The 19,696-nt window shown below is 34.7% G+C and carries 19 protein-coding genes; 15 read left to right on the top strand and 4 right to left on the bottom strand.

The window, feature by feature from the left end; translation table 11 throughout:
• Positions 1-37: 37 nt before the first annotated feature.
• From N3C60_05995 to N3C60_05985, 3 genes are read right to left on the bottom strand one after another with little or no spacing between them, the layout of a single operon-like run.
• On the bottom strand, positions 38-1,459 hold the full coding sequence (locus N3C60_05995) for a sigma-54 dependent transcriptional regulator (protein MCX8084457.1): 1,422 nt from the start codon (positions 1,457-1,459) through the stop codon (positions 38-40).
• Entirely contained in the window at positions 1,456-2,574 is a 1,119-nt protein-coding gene (locus tag N3C60_05990; GenBank protein MCX8084456.1) for an ATP-binding protein, read from the bottom strand. Before N3C60_05990 ends, N3C60_05995 begins: the two co-directional genes overlap by 4 nt.
• Positions 2,553-5,138 (bottom strand): tetratricopeptide repeat protein, encoded by a 2,586-nt coding sequence (locus N3C60_05985; GenBank protein ID MCX8084455.1) that lies wholly within the window; start codon positions 5,136-5,138, stop codon positions 2,553-2,555. Before N3C60_05985 ends, N3C60_05990 begins: the two co-directional genes overlap by 22 nt.
• 96 nt (positions 5,139-5,234) lie before the next feature.
• Between N3C60_05985 and N3C60_05980 the strand changes: the two genes are divergently transcribed.
• Positions 5,235-6,203: a Gfo/Idh/MocA family oxidoreductase gene (locus tag N3C60_05980; protein MCX8084454.1), complete on the top strand. Its 969-nt coding sequence runs from the start codon at positions 5,235-5,237 to the stop codon at positions 6,201-6,203.
• Positions 6,203-6,853, top strand: coding sequence for an acetyltransferase (locus N3C60_05975; GenBank protein MCX8084453.1), 651 nt, complete (start codon positions 6,203-6,205; stop codon positions 6,851-6,853). The genes N3C60_05980 and N3C60_05975 overlap by 1 nt, the downstream gene beginning before the upstream one ends.
• Before the next feature lie 7 nt (positions 6,854-6,860).
• Here N3C60_05975 and N3C60_05970 read toward each other — a convergent pair whose 3' ends face one another.
• Positions 6,861-7,592: a hypothetical protein gene (locus tag N3C60_05970; GenBank protein MCX8084452.1), complete on the bottom strand. Its 732-nt coding sequence runs from the start codon at positions 7,590-7,592 to the stop codon at positions 6,861-6,863.
• A gap of 121 nt (positions 7,593-7,713) precedes the next feature.
• Between N3C60_05970 and wecB the strand changes: the two genes are divergently transcribed.
• From wecB to N3C60_05905, 13 genes are all read left to right on the top strand, one after another.
• Positions 7,714-8,832, top strand: a complete 1,119-nt coding sequence (gene wecB / locus N3C60_05965) for a UDP-N-acetylglucosamine 2-epimerase (non-hydrolyzing) (protein MCX8084451.1) — start codon at positions 7,714-7,716, stop codon at positions 8,830-8,832.
• A 25-nt stretch (positions 8,833-8,857) separates the two neighbouring features.
• The gene (locus N3C60_05960; protein MCX8084450.1) at positions 8,858-10,072 is read left to right on the top strand and encodes an oligosaccharide flippase family protein; all 1,215 of its coding nucleotides are present in this window, start codon (positions 8,858-8,860) and stop codon (positions 10,070-10,072) included.
• Positions 10,056-10,616 carry an acyltransferase gene (locus N3C60_05955; protein ID MCX8084449.1) on the top strand — a complete coding sequence of 187 codons (561 nt, stop codon included), beginning with the start codon at positions 10,056-10,058 and terminating at the stop codon, positions 10,614-10,616. Before N3C60_05960 ends, N3C60_05955 begins: the two co-directional genes overlap by 17 nt.
• A 4-nt stretch (positions 10,617-10,620) precedes the next feature.
• The gene (locus tag N3C60_05950) at positions 10,621-11,838 is read left to right on the top strand and encodes a hypothetical protein (protein MCX8084448.1); all 1,218 of its coding nucleotides are present in this window, start codon (positions 10,621-10,623) and stop codon (positions 11,836-11,838) included.
• Positions 11,838-12,890 (top strand): glycosyltransferase family 4 protein, encoded by a 1,053-nt coding sequence (locus N3C60_05945; protein MCX8084447.1) that lies wholly within the window; start codon positions 11,838-11,840, stop codon positions 12,888-12,890. The genes N3C60_05950 and N3C60_05945 overlap by 1 nt, the downstream gene beginning before the upstream one ends.
• Positions 12,871-13,863 (top strand): glycosyltransferase family 2 protein, encoded by a 993-nt coding sequence (locus tag N3C60_05940; GenBank protein MCX8084446.1) that lies wholly within the window; start codon positions 12,871-12,873, stop codon positions 13,861-13,863. The genes N3C60_05945 and N3C60_05940 overlap by 20 nt, the downstream gene beginning before the upstream one ends.
• A gap of 3 nt (positions 13,864-13,866) precedes the next feature.
• Positions 13,867-14,955, top strand: coding sequence for a DegT/DnrJ/EryC1/StrS family aminotransferase (locus N3C60_05935; protein ID MCX8084445.1), 1,089 nt, complete (start codon positions 13,867-13,869; stop codon positions 14,953-14,955).
• Between the two features lie 4 nt (positions 14,956-14,959).
• Positions 14,960-16,093, top strand: a complete 1,134-nt coding sequence (locus N3C60_05930) for a DegT/DnrJ/EryC1/StrS family aminotransferase (protein MCX8084444.1) — start codon at positions 14,960-14,962, stop codon at positions 16,091-16,093.
• Positions 16,094-16,186: 93 nt separating this feature from the next.
• Positions 16,187-17,407: an ABC transporter substrate-binding protein gene (locus tag N3C60_05925; GenBank protein ID MCX8084443.1), complete on the top strand. Its 1,221-nt coding sequence runs from the start codon at positions 16,187-16,189 to the stop codon at positions 17,405-17,407.
• 1 nt (position 17,408) lies between these two features.
• A complete protein-coding gene (locus N3C60_05920; protein MCX8084442.1) occupies positions 17,409-18,092 on the top strand; it encodes a hypothetical protein in 684 nt (227 codons plus the stop codon).
• Between the two features lies 1 nt (position 18,093).
• A complete protein-coding gene (locus N3C60_05915) occupies positions 18,094-19,092 on the top strand; it encodes an ABC transporter ATP-binding protein (GenBank protein ID MCX8084441.1) in 999 nt (332 codons plus the stop codon).
• 8 nt (positions 19,093-19,100) lie between these two features.
• Positions 19,101-19,340: a hypothetical protein gene (locus N3C60_05910; protein MCX8084440.1), complete on the top strand. Its 240-nt coding sequence runs from the start codon at positions 19,101-19,103 to the stop codon at positions 19,338-19,340.
• A 1-nt stretch (position 19,341) separates the two neighbouring features.
• Positions 19,342-19,659 (top strand): nitrous oxide-stimulated promoter family protein, encoded by a 318-nt coding sequence (locus N3C60_05905; protein ID MCX8084439.1) that lies wholly within the window; start codon positions 19,342-19,344, stop codon positions 19,657-19,659.
• Positions 19,660-19,696 lie beyond the last annotated feature (37 nt).

Raw genomic sequence — 19,696 nt, 5'->3', positions numbered from 1 at the left:
TATTTTATTGTTATGTTATTCAGAGGAGATATAGTAGTTAATCTTCCATCAAAAAATCATCCACATTGATACCTTGTTCTCTATATTCGTGGAGTTTGTTTCTTAATGTTCTTACTGTTATGCCTAATATCTCAGCAGCTTTTGTTCTATTACCTTTTGTTTCCTTAAGGGTGTTTAAAATTAATTCTCTTTCCATATCTGCAATTGTCATGCCGGCTGAGATGGAGATAGGTTGCTTTGGCTCTTCTGGTGGTCTGGACTCTACTGTTTCATCAGGTTTTAGTTTACTACGGTTTGCAAGGTATTCGTTATAACTACTAATGCTTATACCATGAAGGAAAAGGTTTAAAGGTGTTATAAAATGATCCTTAGAGAGGATCACTGCTCTTTCTATGGTATGTTCTAATTCTCTTACGTTACCTGGCCAATCGTAGTTTAGTAATAGTTCAAGGGCGTCCTTTGACAGTTTTTTTAGAGGTTTTTTGTTTATACTGCAGTACTTGTCTATGAAAAAAAGAGTTAACGGTTCGATATCTTCTTTACGCTCCCTTAAAGGAGGGATTTCTATGTTGATGACATTGAGTCTATAGAAAAGATCTTCTCTGAAATTACCATTTTTTACTTCCTCCCTCAGGTTTCGATTTGTTGTGGCTATTATCCTAACGTCTACTTTTTGTTTTTTAGTGCCTCCCAAACGCTCTATCTCTTTTTCCTGCAAAACTCTTAACAATTTAGCCTGAAGGTTAATGGGGATCTCACCTATTTCATCCAAAAGCAATGTACCACCCTCTGCAAGTTCAAATTTACCTTCTTTTCTATTCACTGCTCCAGTGAAGGCTCCCCTTTCATATCCAAAAAGCTCACTTTCTATAAGGGATTCGGGGATAGCTGCACAGTTTATAGCTACGAAATCACCTTTTCTTTTACTGTGTTCGTGGATGAACCTTGCGAGCACCTCTTTACCCGTTCCAGATTCTCCGGTAATCAAAACTGTGGCTTCACTCTCTGCTACATCTTTTGCTATAGAAAAGATCTGGGTCATATAAGGGCTTCGGAAAATTGTTTTTTTATCTTCTATAAGCTGGGGGTGAGATTCCAGTTCGAATGCTCTTTTTACAAGTTCCTCCAATACTTCTGGAGCAAAAGGTTTCAAAATGTAGTCAAAAGCCCCTTCTTTTATGAGTTTCACTGCTGATTCTACTGTACCATAGGCGGTTATAAAACACACCTTTGTTTCAACACTTGCGTTTTTTAACATCTTAAACATCGTTTCTCCATCCATAATGGGCATTCTCATGTCGCTTATAATGAGATCAAAAGATTGTGATGTTGCCATATCCAAACCTTCTTTACCGTTTTCAGCGGTGTATACTTCTATGCCCATCCTCTCCAAAGTGGTTTGTACTGCAGATCTCATATTGTCGTCGTCGTCAACTATTAAGACTTTTTTATTCATCATCTATCACCCTTTGGTATTATTATTTTAAAAATTGTTTGCCCAGGTTGGCTTACTGGTATAATGTTTCCATTGTGTGCTTTAACTATTTTGTATACGATGGAGAGGCCGAGGCCTGTCCCCTTTGCTTTTTTTGAGTGAAAAGGTAAAAAGATTTTATCCAGAAAATCTGCGGGGATGCCGGGTCCGTTATCTTCTATGTAGATTATCGAGTTGTCATCGGTTTCTTCTGAAAATATAGATATTTTGCCTTCGGTTGGGACTGCTTCTATTGCGTTATGAATGACGTTCATCACTACCTGTTTAATTAGCTCCACATCGCAAAAGATTTTATCTTCTTCTCCTATTTTGTTTATGAATAGGATCTTTTTTTCATTCATGAGATGTTTCATGAAAAGTATTACATCATCTACTATATCCGCTATATAGGTCATCTTTTTATTTAACCTTATCTCTTTTGTAAAAAGGAGAATGTTTGTTATGGTACTATTTATGGTTTTTACACCTTTTATTATGGAGTTGAGCAGTGCGCTTTTTTCTTTGTCGTTTTCAAGATCTCTTTTGAGTAGAGATGCAAATATCTCAATACTACCCAAAGGATTTCGTATGTCGTGGGCAATACCTGCAGCCATTTCACCCATTAGTTTTAGGTTTTCATTTCTTCTTTGTTCCTTTTCTATCTCTTTTATATTGGTTATATCATCAATGATATATATAAACCCTTTTTTGTTTGAGAGATCGAAAACGCCTGTACTTATATTATAATACCTATCGTTATTTTCTAAAAGATTTACAGATGGAGTTTTATTTTTGAAGATCTCTGAAATTAAGTTATTTGACAAAATGTTAAGAATGGACTCTGCCGATTTATTTTTCAGTATTATGTTGTTTAAGTCATCGGTAACAATAATGGCACTTGATGCATTCATTAAAACAGCATTAAGTAGTTCTGTTTTCTCCTGTAGCTCTTTATTTTTTTGTTCTAATTGGATTCTGAGTCTTTCCGCTTCTTCTTGGAGCTCTTTGTACGATTTCTGTAATTTTTCTGTGGCTTCGTTAAAACTTTCAAATGCTTTTCTTAAAAGTTCTATCTGTTCTATCTTTTTAGACTCTTCCACTTTAGATCCTCAATCTCTGTTTTGGCCAAGTTTGAGTATTGGCTATTGGGGTATTGCTTGGTTAGCTCTGTTAGATATTTTATGGCTAAGTCTTTGTTATTTAATGCTATATAGGATTTACCTAAAAAATAAAGGGCTTCCTGCATGTTGGGATCGTTTTTGGGTGCAAATTTTAGGTAATTTTGATAATGGGTGATGGCACCGTTGTAGTTTTTCGAAAGAAAATCTCTTTCTGCAGCTTGGTAGTATATTTTAAATGCCGATTTTTTTATGTTATCAGGTAGCTTTTCTAAGCTTGTAAGAAGGGTTTTTATACTATTACTTTTGGTATTTTCATCCAGCTTTTCAAAGGAGTCTAAGGCATTTTTTACCCCAAGAGTTTTATTTCTCTGATAATTCAAGGATAATTGGAATGCTTTTGATGGATCTTTGTTTATCAGTTCGTCTATTATTTTTTGGAAATCGGTTTCATTGTAGTTGTTTATATTAAATTTTGTTGTATTTAGGCCAAGCATAAATTTTACCAGTTCGACTTCGGTATCAATATGTTTGGTGTTATTAATTAGATTTTTTGCCTTATCCTTCTCACCTATCATGTATAAGGCGATGGCTACTCTTGCTGTATAGTAATCTTTCTTTGATGTTTGATCAAGTTCATTTTTATTTTTCTGGTAAAAGACTACGATGCTGTAATAATCTTTGCTTTTTATTATTTCATCGAACTCTTTCTGAATGTTTTTGCTAATTAGCTCTTTTAATTCCGTTGCTTTCTGACTATTAGGGAAAAGGGAGATAAATTGCCTTGCATTAAGTCCAAACTTTACCGGGTCATTTTTCATGCCCATAGTATAGTTGTAAAGGGTATCCTCCCAAAGGGTCTGCCATTTATCTTTATGGATAAGGTTTTTGTTGGAAGCCATGTAAAATTCTAATTGTTTTAGTGCTTCTGAATATTTTTTTGAGTTATAAAGGTTCTTTATTTTGTCAAAATCGATCTCCTCTTTTATGGAAATTACTTCATTAAGATATTTTGTTTTTGGAAATTCAGATATAATCTTGTCTATATATTGAATGGTTTTGTTATATTCTTTTTTTTCGAAGGAGTTTTTGATTAGATTGTGATATATATCTTCTTTTATAGATAGCAGATCTTTTGCCTCCTTAGTGGAGGGGTATTTGGATTCAAAAACAGAAATCTCCTTAAGTGCTGCGTCAAATTCTTTATGTTTGATCATAGATTTGATTAGTAAAGTAGAGGCTTTCATTGCTAAATTTATATCTATATCGTTGGCCATGGCATCTTTAAGATACACTGACCAAAAAGTTGGGTCATTTGAGTCTAAAGTCTCCTCAGCAACACGGATTGCAGATAAAATACCACCTTTTTTGTTCGGGAATCTGTTTTTTGTATCTTTCCATATACCAAGAGCAATATCTTTTTTATCTTTTCTGTATAAAATGTCGGCAGCCTGATACATGGCCATATCGGTGAGGTTATGGTTTTGATATTTGTTGTAAAATAGTGTGAAAATTTTTAGAGCATTGTCCAGGTCGTTTTTATGTCTGTAAGTTTCAGCCATCCAGTATAAGGTTTCGGCTGGAACATCTTCTAACTTTTTGGGTTTATATTTGGAAAAGAATTCTTCAGCCTTGGCGAAATCGTTTTTTTGAGCATAGATAGTACCTACATAGGCATATATTGGGGAGTTTTCTGGTTTGGTTTTTTGTATATAGTCTGTGAAATATTTTAATGCACGATCTGGTTGTCCCAATTCATTGTATAACTGCCCTACTTTTGTGTATGCTATATTGAGGTATTTTTCATCTTTTAAGTTTTTTGTCATCTCTTGATAGATAAAGACAGCTTCGTTTTTAAACCCAAGTTTTTCTTTGGTTTCAGCAGATTTTAACATGGCTTCACCGAGTAAACGGGATTTTGGGAATTTTCTTGTGAATTCATCGAAAAGAGCTGATGCTGAAAATAGGGCTTTGTCGGAGTCTTTACCAAGCTCATAATAGGTAAGTGCCTTATAGAAAAGTGCTTCTTCTCCATACTTATCCAATGGATTTTTTTCTATGAGTTTATCGCTCAGTTGTAGAACTGCGTCGTAATCCTCCTTTTTAAATTTTAGTTTGAGATCGTCTAGCATTTTTTCAGACTCTTCGTTTTTGTAAGTTTGATCAACTACTGGTACTGCTGATACAGTATTGATGTTTACAGGTATAGCATTTTTGGGGGTGTTTGCTATGACTATTCTAAGCTGATCTTTTTCTTTTGCTACGAAAACGGATGCCCAACTGTTGGCTTTAATAGTTAGGGAGTCGTTATTTTTTATAATATCTTGGATTACCTTTTTGTTATATTCTTTGATATTGATATTGAATTTTTTGTTAAAATATATAGTGGCTATGTTATCTTTTGTAGTGATATTCTTAACTAAGTCCGGCGAAACTTTTATTACTAATTCACTGATTGTGCTACCTTCTTTTAGGAGAATTTCATTTGCTTGAATGTTAAAAGTCATAATCAAAAGTAACAGTATTAGAGAAAGTATATTCTTCATTTTAGAGCTCCATTTTCAAATTTAGAAAATAGATTGACAACTCCCATCTTCAGATGTATTTATCATTATAAAGAAAAAATGTAAAGGAATGAATTTATGACATTTAGACCATTGAGATTTGCTTTAATAGGTGTAGGGGGTTATATTGCGCCAAGACATTTAAAAGCTATTAAGGAGACGGGGAATATACTTGTGGCAGCACTTGATAAGAATGATTCTGTTGGGATTATCGATAGTTATTTTCCCGATGCAGATTTTTTTACCGAGTTTGAAAGGTTTGATAGACATATAGACAAGCTCAGAAGAAAGGGTGAGGGGGTAGATTATATCTCTATATGTTCACCAAATTATCTCCATGATGCCCATATAAGATTTGCTCTAAGGAGTGGTGCCAACGCTATCTGTGAAAAACCTCTTGTGTTAAACCCTTGGAATATAGATGGTTTGAAGGAGTTGGAGGAAGAGACCGGAAAGAGGGTTTTTACAATACTACAGTTGAGGCTCCATGAAAATATAATTAAAACCCGACAAAGGGTTCAAGAAATGATAAAAAAGGATCCAGGTAAGGTTTGGGATATAGATCTCACCTATATAACAAGTCGTGGTAACTGGTATTTTACATCTTGGAAAGGGGATGAAAGTAAGTCTGGAGGGTTAGCAACAAACATAGGGATTCATTTTTTTGATATGTTATATTTTATCTTTGGTGATTTCAAAAAAAACGTGGTATATGTTAGGGAAAAAGATATTTGTGCTGGCTATATTGAGTTGGAACATGCTAAGGTAAGATGGTTTTTAAGTATTAATCCTAAATATCTTCCTGAATCTGCAGTAAAACAAGGTAAAAGAACTTATCGAAGTATAACAATGGATGGAGAGGAGATTGAGTTTTCAGAGGGTTTTACTGATTTGCATACCACTTCATATAGAGATATTCTAAGTGGGGGTGGGTTTGGTTTGATGGATGCATTACCATCAATAAAGATTACAAGTGAGATAAGAACGATGCAATTAGAAAAAACTGGTGCTGAATGGGTCAATAACATTTTAAAGGAGAGGGTGTAATGGGATTTTTTGTTCATGAGTCAAGCTATATAGACGAGAATGTGGAGATAGGTGAAGGAACTAAAATATGGCATTTTTGTCATATCCTACCTGGTACAAAAATAGGTAGAAATTGCTCTTTTGGTCAAAATTGTATGGTAGGGCCGAATGTTATTATTGGTAATAATGTAAAAGTGCAGAATAATGTATCAATCTATGAGGGGCTTATTATAGAGGACGATGTTTTTCTTGGCCCTTCTTGTGTGCTCACCAATGTAACAAACCCAAGAAGTCAGGTAAATAGAAAGAATTTTTATGAAAAAACTGTTTTAAAAAGAGGGTGTACTATAGGTGCAAACGCTACAATTGTTTGTGGTATAACTATCGGTAGATATGCTTTTATCTCTGCTGGTGCAGTGGTGACCAAAGATGTGCCGGATTATGCTTTTATTTTAGGTGTACCTGGCAGGCAGAAAGGTTGGATGAGTAGGCATGGGCATATTTTGAAGGATCCTGATGCTGATGGTATTATGGTTTGTCCTGAGAGTGGGTTGCGGTACAAAGAGGTGGAGCCAAATATCCTTAGATGCTTAGATCTGGATGAAGAAGCACCTTTACCACCAGAGCTATCGGTGGGTAAAGTGTTTTATGATGATCTAAAAAAGAGGTAGTATTGCTTTACTCAAATTCGTAAGACCAGAAGTGGATGATCCCTTTATCTTTTAAATATTTCTCTACATGTGGATGAAAATTGTGGGCTACAAAAATAAGAAAAAGGTCATCAGTTATTTCATGTTCCTTTTTAATAACGTTTGCAATTTTGATAAATTTGTCCACCTCTTTTTTTGAGGGACTAACTTTACATTCTCCTAAGATAGTGATGGATTTATTGTTTTGTATTCCTTTACCATAAATATTTATTTCATTGATACCAAAATAACGTCTGATTAGTCTGTCTTTAACCTCTATATCATACTTTTTTAATAGTTTGGGTAAAGCTTTATAAGCAGAGTTTTCTAATGAATACCCCACTGAGTTTGAAATGCCTTCTAATCTTATCTCTATCTTATCCACTCTCTTAATGAGTGTTTGAAGGGATTCTTCAGTTTTTTTCTGGGCTTCTGCAAGTTCGTTTAATCGTTGTTCAGTTATTTTCTGGGCTCCTGCAAGTTCATCTACCCTTTTTTCAGTCCTTTTTTGTGCTTCAGTTAGTTCATTTATCCTCTCTTCAGTTTTCTTTTGTGCTTCAGCGAGTTCTGAGACTATATTTTTAAGTTCATTAAATTCTGTTTTGGTGACTGTATTCTGTAGATCTTCATAGACCTTGGAAAGAGTCCTTGTTAAAACCTTTGCATTTGTTTCTCCAAATGTCTGGCTTAACTCTTCGTATATCTGAAAAGTATTTAACATTATAAACCCCTGAGTGATTTATTAAAAAATTATATAGCAAATACTAAAATAATCAATATCTTTCTTGACAAATTGACAAATTGGATTACTATCCATTGATAAAAATTTTAAAAGGTTAGATATGAAAATATTGACTGTTATTGGTGCAAGGCCCCAGTTTATAAAAGCAGCTGCAGTTAGTAGAGTTATTTCTAAAAAAGTTCTTGAGGGTTATAACATAAAAGAGATTATAGTTCATACTGGTCAGCATTTTGATGACCAGATGAGTGGTGTTTTTTTTAGAGAGATGGAGATACCATATCCCGATTATCAGCTCGGTATCAATGGTCTTTCCCATGCTGCCATGACAGGGCAGATGATGGAGAAGATTGAGGCTGTCCTTTTGCAAGAAAAACCAGATCTTGTTCTTGTTTATGGCGATACTAATACGACGCTTGCAGGGGCTTTGTCTGCAGTAAAAGTTCATATACCTGTTGCTCATATAGAGGCTGGTCTTAGAAGTTTTAATTTTGAGATGCCGGAGGAGATAAACAGAATAATTACCGATCGGATAAGTTCAATACTTTTTTGTCCTACTCAGCAATCTGTAGAGAACTTAAAACGTGAGGGGTATCCAAATTTTCTAAAAAAGGGTACAAGGCAGCAGATATATCTTGTTGGTGATGTGATGTTTGATACTGCTATCTATTATAGCAATAAAATTGTGGATAAAGGTTCTATATATAGTAGATTTGGTATTAAACCGGGAAGATACAATCTATGTACAATCCATAGAGCAGAAAATACTGATAACCCAGAAAGGCTTAGGGAGATTCTAATAGGGCTTGGGGAAATATCAAAAGATAAAGCTTTGTTATTACCACTTCATCCAAGAACAAAAAAAATATTGGAAAAGGATCAGGATCTTCTTAAGATTTGCGAAAATATAAAAATCATCGATCCTGTGGGGTATTTTGATATGTTGGCTCTATTACAGGGTGCTTTTCTAATTTTGACTGATAGTGGTGGTTTACAGAAGGAAGCATATTTCTTTAAAAAATATTGCATAACCCTAAGGGATGAAACTGAATGGGTGGAGCTTGTAGAAAGCGGTGTTAATGTTGTAGTGGGAGCTGATAAAAATAAAATTGTAGAAGTATATTTAGACTTAAAGAACAAGCAGTTTCCTATAACTGAAAATCTTTATGGTGATGGTAACGCTGCGGATAAGATTGTCGAATGTTTATTGGATTATGCCTGATAGTAAAAATAGTTTTTTGAAGAATGTGCTAACGCTATTCAGTGGTACTATTCTGTCTCAATTCATCTTACTGGTTGTTTCCCCTGTTCTGACAAGGGTGTATAAGCCGGAGGATTTTGGTGAATATGCTTTTTATTTAGCTGTGGTGACGGTTTTGTCTGTCGTTGTAACAGGGAGGTATGATCTGGCAGTTATGATTGCCGAGAATGATGAGCAATCTGAAGCTGTTGCATTACTTTCTATATTTTTATCCCTTTTGTCGGGTGTTTTTATTTTAGTTTTAGGTGTTGTTTTTGTTTTTGCTGGTTTTTTAAAAGATTTTATATCTCTTATTGTGTTGGGCTCTATACACCTTTTTTTTATAGGTTTCTATAATACCCTTTACCACAGGTTGAACCGAGCAGGTCATTTCAAGATGATCTCTGTAGTAGCTGTAGCCCAGTCTATGGTTATAGTCGTATATCAGATGCTAGCAGGTTTTTTAAAACCCAATAGTTTTAATTTGATACTGGGTAGTTTGTTAGGGGTAGTGGTAGCCGATATTATTATTTTGTTAAAAGATTCAAATGTCGTGGGTATATTAAGATATAAAAAAGAACTAAAAACTGTTGCGTTAAGATACATAAATTTTCCAAAGTATGATATGTGGGCGGGGTTATTTAATACAGGATTTCAACAGGTGCCGGTTATGCTTGTATCCAGTTTTTTTGGTGCTATTAATGCTGGTTTTTTTTCGTTGACCCAGAGAATGCTACAGATGCCAGTGTCTTTGATAGCAGGATCTGTTCTTGGGGCTTTTAGACAAAAAGCTATCGATGAATTTAAAGAAAAAGGGGAATGCAGGGATATTTTTATAAAGGTTTTAAGGTTTATGGCAGTAGTGGCTTTACTTCCAACTCTTATCATATTGTTTTTTGGAGAAGAGATTTTTGGATTCGTGTTCGGAAATGATTGGCGTATTTCAGGATTTTTTGCTCAGATTTTAGTAATCTCTTTTTTTGTAAGGTTTATAACCTCACCACTAACATATATGTTTTATATTGCCGAAAAACAGCATTGGAATCTTTTGGGGCAAATAGCTTTTATATTAGTAACCTTAGGAAGTTTTTACATTGGCGATCAAAAAAATAGTGTGAAGTTAGCATTGTATCTTTACACGATATCGTTGAGTGTGATATATTTAATATATTTGTATTTATCATATCTTTTTTCTAAAGGGATGTATGTCAATAAAAGATAGTATAAAGCGAAAACTACAAACTTTAGAAGATAAAAACAGCTTTTGGGGCAGGTTTGCTGTAAAATTACTACTTTTGAGGAAAATAGGTTTTCCGTTGTATTTTACAAATTTTTTCTTTCAAAGGGTTTTAAGGAACCAATCAGAGATCGATTTTTCTGTGCATTTTACATCCAAGATCACTCATGTGGAAAATATCAGAATACATTATGATCTTGTTACCCTTACAAGCTTTGCTGTGAGTGGTCATTGTTATTTTCAGGCATATAATGGTCTATACTGTGGTGAGAACTTTCTTTTTGCACCAGGTGTAAAAATAATTACCTCCGGGCATGATCTAAAGGATTTGAGTAAGCCAACAAAGGATGGCCCAGTGGTGATAGGAGACGATGTATGGATAGGTGCTAATGTGGTTATTTTGCCTGGTGTTAAAATCGGTAACCGTTGTATAATTGGGGCGGGGAGTATCGTAACAAGGAGTTTTGAAGAAGATGACCTCATTATAGCTGGAAATCCTGCAAAAATAATAAGAAAAAGGGAAGGATAATACGTTGTACAAGATATTAATTATTACACCATTTTTCCCTCCTGTGGAATCTGTTGCTACAAACAGAATGGTAGCTTTTTGTAGGTATCTAAAGGACTTTAAAATTTATGTGGTTACCATTTCAAAGGATAGATTAAGAGAGGAGCTGTTTGGGGATAACATAGAGGTTCTCAGAATACCTGATAGATCAATATTTAAGAAGGCAACTTTTGATAGGAAGACAAATATATTTTTTCATAATTTAAAGGCGTTTTACAATCATTTATTGTTATACTTCAAGGTTGATGAGTATAGTGGTTGGGGAAATAATGTAGTAAAGTATCTATATCAAAATAAAATTAGTGTAGATGTTGTCTTAACATCCTTTGCACCTATTTCATCTCATCTTGTGGGTCTATGGTATAAGAAAAATAACAGAAGGGTATGTTGGGTTGCAGATATGAGGGATCAGATGAGCAGCAATATCTTTTTCCCAGAAAGATACAGACAGAAGATTAAACCTTATGAAGCAGAGATATTACAGAATGCTGATATTGTTTCAGCGGTGTCTTGGCCGATTATAGATGAATTAAGACAGAGATATCCAGACTCTATTTCGGAGTTTATCGAGATTAGGAATGGCTATGACTTTGATATCAAACTACCAGTAAAAACCGAAAACGATGTATGGACTGTTACATATACAGGTACTTTTTATGGTAAGAGAAATCCTGAGAATTTTTTGAAAGCTATCAAAGAGATGGTGTTGGATGGGCTTATAGATGACATTAGGATAAATTTTGTTGGTGTAACAAAACCTTTGACTGTTGATAAGGTCCTTTCTGGAAAAGTAAATTTTTATGAAAAAGTACCAGGTGATCAAGCTTTGGCTTTTATGATGAAATCTGATGCATTACTACTTATTCATCCCACAACGGAGCTAAAGGGTATTTACACTGGTAAGCTTTTTGAGTATATTGGTATGTTAAAACCGATTATCGCGTTAGTGGATCCTGACGATGTGGCTGCAAAACTTATAAAAGAAGGTAATTTTGGTTTTGTTGTAGATAATGATGATATGGATGGTATAAGAAAAGCTATTCAATGGGCATATGATGTTTTTAAAGGATTAGATAAGTTTAGCCCAAATATAGAGCTTGCCAAAAGCTGTCACAGGAGATACCAGGTGGAAAAGCTTAATAATGCTATTTTAAATAAAATTGAAACCTTAAGAGACAACTGATGAAATATCTAATAATAGGTGATGGGAATAGCCCACATATGTTAAAATGGGCAAAAGAGTTGAAAAAGACATTTGATCTTTATCTGTTTTCTTATAACAAAGTGTCTAATGATCTTTTAAATCTCTTAGGAGACAAAAGGGTAATATCTGCGGGTTTTTCCCTTAGTTCTACTGGTGGCAATTTCTCCATACTAAAAGCCCTTTCCCTACTAAATGGTGTGGTGAGATATGTAAATCCACAAATTGTGAATCCACATTATATAACAAGTAATGGATTTATTACTGTGTTACTCAAGAAGCTTCATGGTTATGACTATAAGATTGTAGCTTCATGTTGGGGTAGTGATATCCTGGTTACACCAAATAAAAATTTTATGTATAAAAGCATAACAAAATATATTTTAAAAAATTCAGATATGATAACCTCTGATTCATACTTTATGTCCGATAAAATAAGGGAGTTGTGTGGAAAAGAGCCCCTTACCTTCCCTTTTGGTGTTGAAGAGATACCAAACGATAGTCAAAAGGAGCCGTTTTTGTTTTATTCGAATAGAATGCTTAAAAAAAACTACAATATTGAAAAGTTGGTAGAGTTTTTTGGCGTTATTCATAAACAGATACCTTCATCAAAACTTATAATAGCAAATGATGGTCCCCTTAGGGAGTTGATACTTAGAAAAATCTACGAATTACATCTTGGAGATGCTGTAGATTATGTAGGTTATATAAGTCAAAACGAACAAAGAAAAATCTACTCAAAATCAACCTTTTACATTTCTATTCCAGATTCAGATGCCACCTCAGTATCGTTGTTGGAGGCTATGTCCTATGGTTGTATCCCGATTGTTTCTAATATCGCTGCCAACAGGGAATGGGTAATGGATGGTTACAATGGTCTTTACTTCGATGGTAATCCTAACAAAGTTATAGATATTGTAAAGAGATCGGGTGAAATTGCAAAGATCAATAAAGACATCATTTCTGCAAGAGCTATTTGGAGCAATAATATAAAGAATTTTATAAAGGTGATATATGAATTTAGATTATCCTAAAGTTTCTCTGATTATACCTTGTAGAAATGAAGAGAATCATATAGAAAAGTTTTTATCCTCTCTTTGTAGACTAAACTACCCCAAAGAAAAGCTTGAGATCCTATTTGTGGACGGGATGAGTACAGATAAGACTAAAGAAATTATTGCTACTTTCAGGAACAAGCTACACATATCTATCACTGATAATCCAAAAAGGATTACACCTGTGGCATTGAATTTAGGAATAAAGAACACAAGTGGCGATTATATTATTATTATGAGTAGTCATACGGAGGTCCAAGAAGATTTTATCAAAAAAAATATAGAAACTATTATAAAAGAAAAAGCTGATTGTGTTGGTGGTGTTATTATAACGGTGCCACCTACGGATGATCTGTTTTCAAAAAGTATATCTTTTGTTCTTTCAAATAAGTTTGGAGTGGGTAACTCTGCATTTAGAACAGGTGTTGATAAAACTATCGAATCAGATACGGTACCTTATGGGTGCTACAGGAGATCGGTTTTTGATAAATATGGTTATTTTAATGAAAACCTTGTTAGAAATCAGGACATTGAGCTTAATCTGAGAATAAAAAAAGGTGGTGGGAAGATTGTTCTCAATCCAGATATAAAGACTATATATTATTCGAGAAAGGACCTAAATGGGTTATTTATACAAAATTTCTGGAACGGTTTTTGGGTTTTTTATAGTCTCAAGTTCGCTAAGCTTCCATTTTCGTTGAGGCATACAGTTCCAGCTATTTTTGTTCTATCATTGATTGTTTCTGGAGTACTATCATTTATCCCCTTTTTCTTTTATATATTTATTTTCACTATCTCTTCCTACACATTTGCCAATATCTATTTTAGTTTTAAGATAGCTAAGGATAAGGGATTTAAATATTTTTTACCGACGTTTGTTTCATTTTTTACATTACATTTTTCCTATGGTTTAGGTTCGGTTTTTGGTATAATAAAATACTTTTTAAGGTGAATAATGTCTGTGATATATACATTCTTTAAAGGACGAGTGGCCCTTTACGCAATTTTAAAGAGTATTGGGGTGGGTGAAGGGGATGAGGTTATTCTGCCCGGTTTTACCTGTGTAGTTGTTCCCAATGCAGTTTGCTATACTGGAGCAAAACCTGTTTATGTGGATATAAGGGCGAAAGATTTTAATATTGACCCCACAAAGGTAGAATCCAAAATTACACGAAAAACAAAAGCAATAATAGCTCAACATACCTTTGGTATCCCTGCAGAAATGGATGATATTGTGTATCTGTGTAAAAAATATGGACTTTTTTTGATAGAAGATGCTTGCCATTGCCTTGGATCAAAATACAATGGAATCGAGATGGGGAATTTTGGTGATGCCTCATTCTTTTCGTCCCAATGGTCTAAACCTATTACCACAGGGCTCGGAGGGTGGGCTCAGGTAAATAATTCAGATTTAATAAAGAAAATGGATGTTATTTATGATTCTTTTAAAAAACCAGGAAAAAAGGAAGAACTTTTATTAGAGATGCAATACGAGCTATTCGATAAAGTGCTCTCCCCTAAGATGTTTTGGGTTGCAAGGTCTGTTTATCGAAAACTTTCGTCAATTGGGGCTACGGTAGGTTCTTCTTCAGATGATGAGTTGGAGTATGCTAAGCCTGAGGGGTATGAAAAGAGGATGGGTTATGCACAAGAGAGACTACTTTTCAAAAAGATGATAAATAAAAGTGAAATAATAAAACATAGAATGAAGATTTGTCAGATTTATTCTGCTTACTTTCCATCGGAAATGGAGAGGTTAAAAAGTCAAAAAACTAACATTGTGTTTTTAAGATTTCCTGTTTTGGTCAACAATAAAGAAGAGATACTTGAGCTTGCTAAAAGGAGCATGGTGGAGCTTGGGGATTGGTTTTTGTCACCACTGCATCCCAATCTGACAGGGTGGGAAAATGTTTATTATGTTAAAGGGGAATGTCCTATTGCTGAGGATATATCAAAAAAGATCATAAATCTGCCCACCCATGAAAAGATTTCCGATAAAGAGGCAAAGAGAATATCAGAATTTGTACTAAAATACAGGAGATAAATTTATGCAGATACCTTTCCATAAGGCACTGATTACGGAAGAGGAGATAAGCTCGGTTGTGGATACGCTTAAATCTGGATGGATAACCATGGGACCAAAGGTTATTCAGTTCGAAGAAGAGTTTTCTCACTTTATCAATAGCATGAGTCAGCGCAAGATAAAGACAGTTCTGGTAAACTCATGTACTGCCGCCCTTCATTTGGCGCTGAAGGCCATTGGTTTGAAAGAAGGTGATGAGGTGATACTTCCTACAAATACCTTTATTGCAACGGCTGAAGTTGTTACATATTTTGGTGCAAGACCTGTGCTCTGTGATATAGAGTATGATAGTATGCTATTGGATGTTTCAAAAATAGAATCTCTCATTACGGAAAGAACAAAAGCAATCATACCTGTACACTTTGCTGGTCAGCCCTGTGATATGGAAGAGATAATGATATTAGCTAAAAAGTATAATTTAACGGTTATTGAGGATGCAGCTCACTCTTTTCCTGCATATTACAGAGGTATGCCAGTAGGTACGATAGGTGATATGACCTGTTTTAGCTTTTATGCCACCAAGACCCTTGCTATGGGGGAAGGTGGTGCTGTGACTACGGATAATGCAGAATATCTTAAAACAATAAAAACGAATAGGTTACATGGTATAAATAGAGATGCTTGGGATAGATATACGATGAAGGGTAGTTGGTATTATGAGGTGGTGGATAATGGCTTTAAATATAATTCTACAGACATAAATGCGGCCTTAGGACTTGCTCAGCTTAGAAAAGCTGAGTGGATGCGTAGTAAAAGGGAAAAAATTGCACAAAGATATCTTCAGGCATTTAATGGTGATGAAAGAATTAAGTTACCCAAGTTGAAAGATGATCGAATATCTGCATGGCATCTTTTCGTTGTAAAGGTATCAAATAGAGATTCTTTAATAGAGAGGTTAAAGGGAGATGGAATAGGTACTTCGGTTCATTTTATACCTGTTCATAAGCATCCATACTATAAAGAAAAATATGGCTACAAAGATGAGGACTATCCCGTTGCAAATATGGTTTTTGATTCCACTCTATCATTACCTATCTGGCCCGGTATGAGTGAGGAGGAGATAGAGTATGTTATTGAAAGGGTGAAATTGTATTGTTGATACCTTTAAGTTACAAATATTTATTTCTTTTGACTAAAATCAATTTCTTTTTTGTAAAAAAGTATATTGTATAATCAAAAGAAAGGAGGCTTTATGACAACCAGAATAGATGAAAACATATCAATATATGAGCTTGTAAGTTTATATCCTGAAACAATTAAGGTGTTAGTGGCAAACGGTTTTCCCCAGTTTGCTAACAGACAAAATCTAGAAACAGTTGGCAAGATGTTAAAGTTATCTACTGCACTTAAATCCAAAGGGTATAGTATAGAAACATATTTGAAATTACTCCATGATAAAATAACTTCTGACAATAGCTATGAAACATATATAAAGACTAAAAAAGATTACGATATCAATATAGTGGGATTGCTACCATGTCCCGTCAGAATGCCGTTGCAAGAGGAGTTTAAAGGGTTTCTAGAAAGGTTCGAGCATGAAATGGGTGTTAAGGTAACATATAAATTTGAAGCGGCATCTTTGGGATTAGACTATCTAAGGGAACATATTTTATCAGTTCAAAAGGCAGAGGATTTACCTGATATTTTTATTAGCGCTGGGTTTGAGGCATTTTTTGATCAGAGGGCTTTGGGGCTGTTCAAAAAAGGTAAAGTCTTTATAGACGTTACAGAAGATGATATAAACAATGATTTTAAATCTCTTAGGATAAAAGATCCCCATGGTGATTATTCGATAATCTCTTTAGTTGTGGCAGTTTTTATGGTGAACAAAAAGGAGTTGGGTGATTTGCCTGTACCTAAAAGCTGGACTGATATTTTAAAACCTGAATACAGACAAAAAGTAGCTTTACCTGTGGGTGATTTTGATCTTTTTAATGCTATATTGTTGAATGTGTATAAAGATTTTGGTCATGAAGGAGTAAAGGCTTTGGCCAAATCTCTTTTGAGATCTATGCATCCATCCCAGATGGTGAAAAATGCCAATATGAAGCATTCTGAAAAGCCTGCAATAACTATCATGCCATATTTTTTTACTAAAATGGTTAGGGATGTTAGTGGTATGGAGGTTATCTGGCCAGAGGATGGAGCAATTGTGGCACCTGTTTTCATGCTGGTCAAAAGATGCAAGAAAGAGATTCTTGAGCCAATAGCAAGGTTTATAGCAGGTAAGCAGATGGGAGAGATTTTATCCCACAGGGGTCTTTTCCCATCTCTACATAAAGATGTTTCAAATAATTTACCATCTGGAGTAGGTTTTAAATGGTTGGGTTGGGATTTTATATATAATCATGATATTGGTAAATTGATAGAAGAGCTAAACACTCTTTTTGAAAAAAATGCTGTAGGGGTGTAAAATGAAATTTTTGACTGTATCAGGTCCTCCTTCATCTGGAAAAACATCTGTTATACTTAAAATGATAGAGTCCTATAAAATAAAAAATATAAAGTGTGGGGTAGTTAAGTTTGACTGCCTTTTTACGGATGATGATAAGATTTATGAGTCAAGAGGTATCCCTGTAAAAAAGGGTTTGGCTGGGGGGCTTTGTCCGGATCATTTCTTTGTGAGTAATGTTGAAGCTTGTGTTGAATGGGGGTTGAACCTTGGGATAGATGTACTAATCAGTGAGAGTGCAGGGCTGTGTAACCGCTGTTCCCCTCATATAAAGGGTGTGACAGCTATCTGTGTTATAGATAATCTTAGTGGTGTAAATACTCCTAAGAAGATCGGTCCCATGTTGAAATTTGCTGATATTGTCGTGATAACAAAAGGTGATATTGTTTCCCAAGCTGAGCGTGAGGTTTTCGCTTCGAGGATCAAAGTGGTCAATCCGAGAGCTATTATCATGCATGTAAACGGTATCACTGGACAGGGTACTTTTGAACTCTCTACATTGCTTGAGGAGGCGGAGTCGATAGATACTCTTAAGGGGAAACAGTTACGCTTTTCCATGCCAGCTGCTCTTTGTTCTTACTGTTTGGGTGAAACGCGTATAGGTGATTCGTATCAAATGGGTAATGTAAGAAAGATGGAGTTTTGATATGAAAGATTTTTTAAATTTAACTGTTGGAAATTTGTTAAATGAATACATCTTCATAAGCGACTTTTTAGATTCTTATGATCTAAAGCTTCACGATGATGATATGCCAAAAACATTTGGAGCATTTTTTGAATCCCAAAATGAAGATCTTTTAGAGGAAAAAGGGTTAAGCATTTCTATTTTAAAAGAGCAGTTTTTAAATTTCATGTCAGTTATGTGTCAGGGGTTCGAAGATATCGAAGAGGTTTATTTCATAACCATCAAAGGTGGAGTAAATAAATTTGGTGAGAAAGAGGATGTGGAGCTAAATATTAATAAAGGGGAAGTTGTTTGTATTGTAGGTCCCACTGGATCAGGCAAGAGTAGATTATTGGCTGATATAGAGTGGCTTGCCCAAAGGGATACTCCTACTAAAAGGCAAATTTTGGTAAACGGTAAGGAGCCGGATAAAAAGAGAAGGTTTTCCATAGATCACAAAATGGTAGCCCAACTTTCTCAGAATATGAACTTTGTCATGGACTTGACAGTTGAGGAGTTTATTAAGATGCATGCTGAGAGCAGGCTTGTAGATGATGTGAATGAAAAGATAAAAAGTATAATAGAACAGGCCAATATGCTTGCTGGGGAGAAATTTGCGCCTAATACACCGATAACATCGTTAAGCGGTGGGCAATCTAGGGCTTTGATGATTGCTGATACTGCTATTTTAAGTAAATCTCCCATTATACTCATTGATGAAATAGAAAATGCTGGAATAGACCGAAAAAAAGCACTTGAACTCCTTATCAGGGAGGAAAAGATTGTTCTCATGGCTACCCATGATCCTATTTTAGCCCTTATGGGTGATAAAAGGGTAGTAATCAAAAATGGTGGGATATCGAGGGTAATTGATGTTAGTGAAGAGGAGAGAAAGCATCTACCTTATTTACAGGAGCTTGATAATAAACTTATTTCTCTTAGGAATAAGATTAGAAATGGTGATATTTTAGAAAATATATGAGGTGAACTATGCATCAGGGTTGTTCAGGGAATTTTGAAAATGGTAAGGAGGTAGTGGACAAATTAAGACTTATGGGGTTTAATAATCAATTCATGTCTTCACCATTTGAGGTGGAATGTGAATGTGGTGAACATTTTTTAATGGAGACATTTGAAGCAAGATGCCCCAAATGCTCTATGGTGTACGGTGTTACACCTTGTCATGCTTTTGATAAGAAGTATGTTCAAAAGGCTGGTATAGACTACTGAAATGGAAAAATCAAAGAGAATAAAAAAAGATGCAAAAACTTTAAAAAGGTTTATAAGTATATACTGCAGGGAGCATCATTTAAAAAATGGGGCAAGCCTTTCTATGGATGGTTTATGTGGGGAATGTGCCTATCTCTTGGAGTACGCTCTGAAGAGGGATGAAAAGTGTCCCCTTGACCCCAAGCCTAAGTGTAAAGATTGTAAGATACATTGCTACAAGCATGAGATGAGGTTGAAAATTAAAGAGGTTATGAAATTTAGCGGAATTTATTTAATAAAAAGAGGTAGAATTGACTATATATTTCACTACTTTTTTTAAAACATTTTTTATTTTTTTAAAAATATTGTTTGACAAA

It is taken from the genome of Calditerrivibrio sp. (assembly GCA_026415135.1).
Lineage (GTDB): Bacteria > Chrysiogenota > Deferribacteres > Deferribacterales > Calditerrivibrionaceae > Calditerrivibrio.
The sequence above is the reverse complement of the archived record's forward strand: the minus strand, read 5'-3'. Positions and strand labels throughout refer to the sequence as shown.

What these genes read in the sequence shown, in the direction of transcription:
- N3C60_05905 (MCX8084439.1), top strand. Translation starts at nt 19,342, where the DNA reads ATGGAAAAATCAAAGAGAATAAAAAAAGATGCAAAAACTTTAAAAAGG.
- N3C60_05975 (MCX8084453.1), top strand. Translation starts at nt 6,203, where the DNA reads ATGGGATTTTTTGTTCATGAGTCAAGCTATATAGACGAGAATGTGGAG.
- N3C60_05940 (MCX8084446.1), top strand. Translation starts at nt 12,871, where the DNA reads ATGAATTTAGATTATCCTAAAGTTTCTCTGATTATACCTTGTAGAAAT.
- N3C60_05915 (MCX8084441.1), top strand. Translation starts at nt 18,094, where the DNA reads ATGAAAGATTTTTTAAATTTAACTGTTGGAAATTTGTTAAATGAATAC.
- N3C60_05970 (MCX8084452.1), bottom strand. Translation starts at nt 7,592, where the DNA reads ATGTTAAATACTTTTCAGATATACGAAGAGTTAAGCCAGACATTTGGA.
- N3C60_05910 (MCX8084440.1), top strand. Translation starts at nt 19,101, where the DNA reads ATGCATCAGGGTTGTTCAGGGAATTTTGAAAATGGTAAGGAGGTAGTG.
- N3C60_05945 (MCX8084447.1), top strand. Translation starts at nt 11,838, where the DNA reads ATGAAATATCTAATAATAGGTGATGGGAATAGCCCACATATGTTAAAA.
- N3C60_05985 (MCX8084455.1), bottom strand. Translation starts at nt 5,138, where the DNA reads ATGAAGAATATACTTTCTCTAATACTGTTACTTTTGATTATGACTTTT.
- N3C60_05980 (MCX8084454.1), top strand. Translation starts at nt 5,235, where the DNA reads ATGACATTTAGACCATTGAGATTTGCTTTAATAGGTGTAGGGGGTTAT.
- N3C60_05925 (MCX8084443.1), top strand. Translation starts at nt 16,187, where the DNA reads ATGACAACCAGAATAGATGAAAACATATCAATATATGAGCTTGTAAGT.
- N3C60_05930 (MCX8084444.1), top strand. Translation starts at nt 14,960, where the DNA reads ATGCAGATACCTTTCCATAAGGCACTGATTACGGAAGAGGAGATAAGC.
- N3C60_05955 (MCX8084449.1), top strand. Translation starts at nt 10,056, where the DNA reads ATGTCAATAAAAGATAGTATAAAGCGAAAACTACAAACTTTAGAAGAT.
- N3C60_05935 (MCX8084445.1), top strand. Translation starts at nt 13,867, where the DNA reads ATGTCTGTGATATATACATTCTTTAAAGGACGAGTGGCCCTTTACGCA.
- N3C60_05995 (MCX8084457.1), bottom strand. Translation starts at nt 1,459, where the DNA reads ATGATGAATAAAAAAGTCTTAATAGTTGACGACGACGACAATATGAGA.
- wecB (MCX8084451.1), top strand. Translation starts at nt 7,714, where the DNA reads ATGAAAATATTGACTGTTATTGGTGCAAGGCCCCAGTTTATAAAAGCA.
- N3C60_05920 (MCX8084442.1), top strand. Translation starts at nt 17,409, where the DNA reads ATGAAATTTTTGACTGTATCAGGTCCTCCTTCATCTGGAAAAACATCT.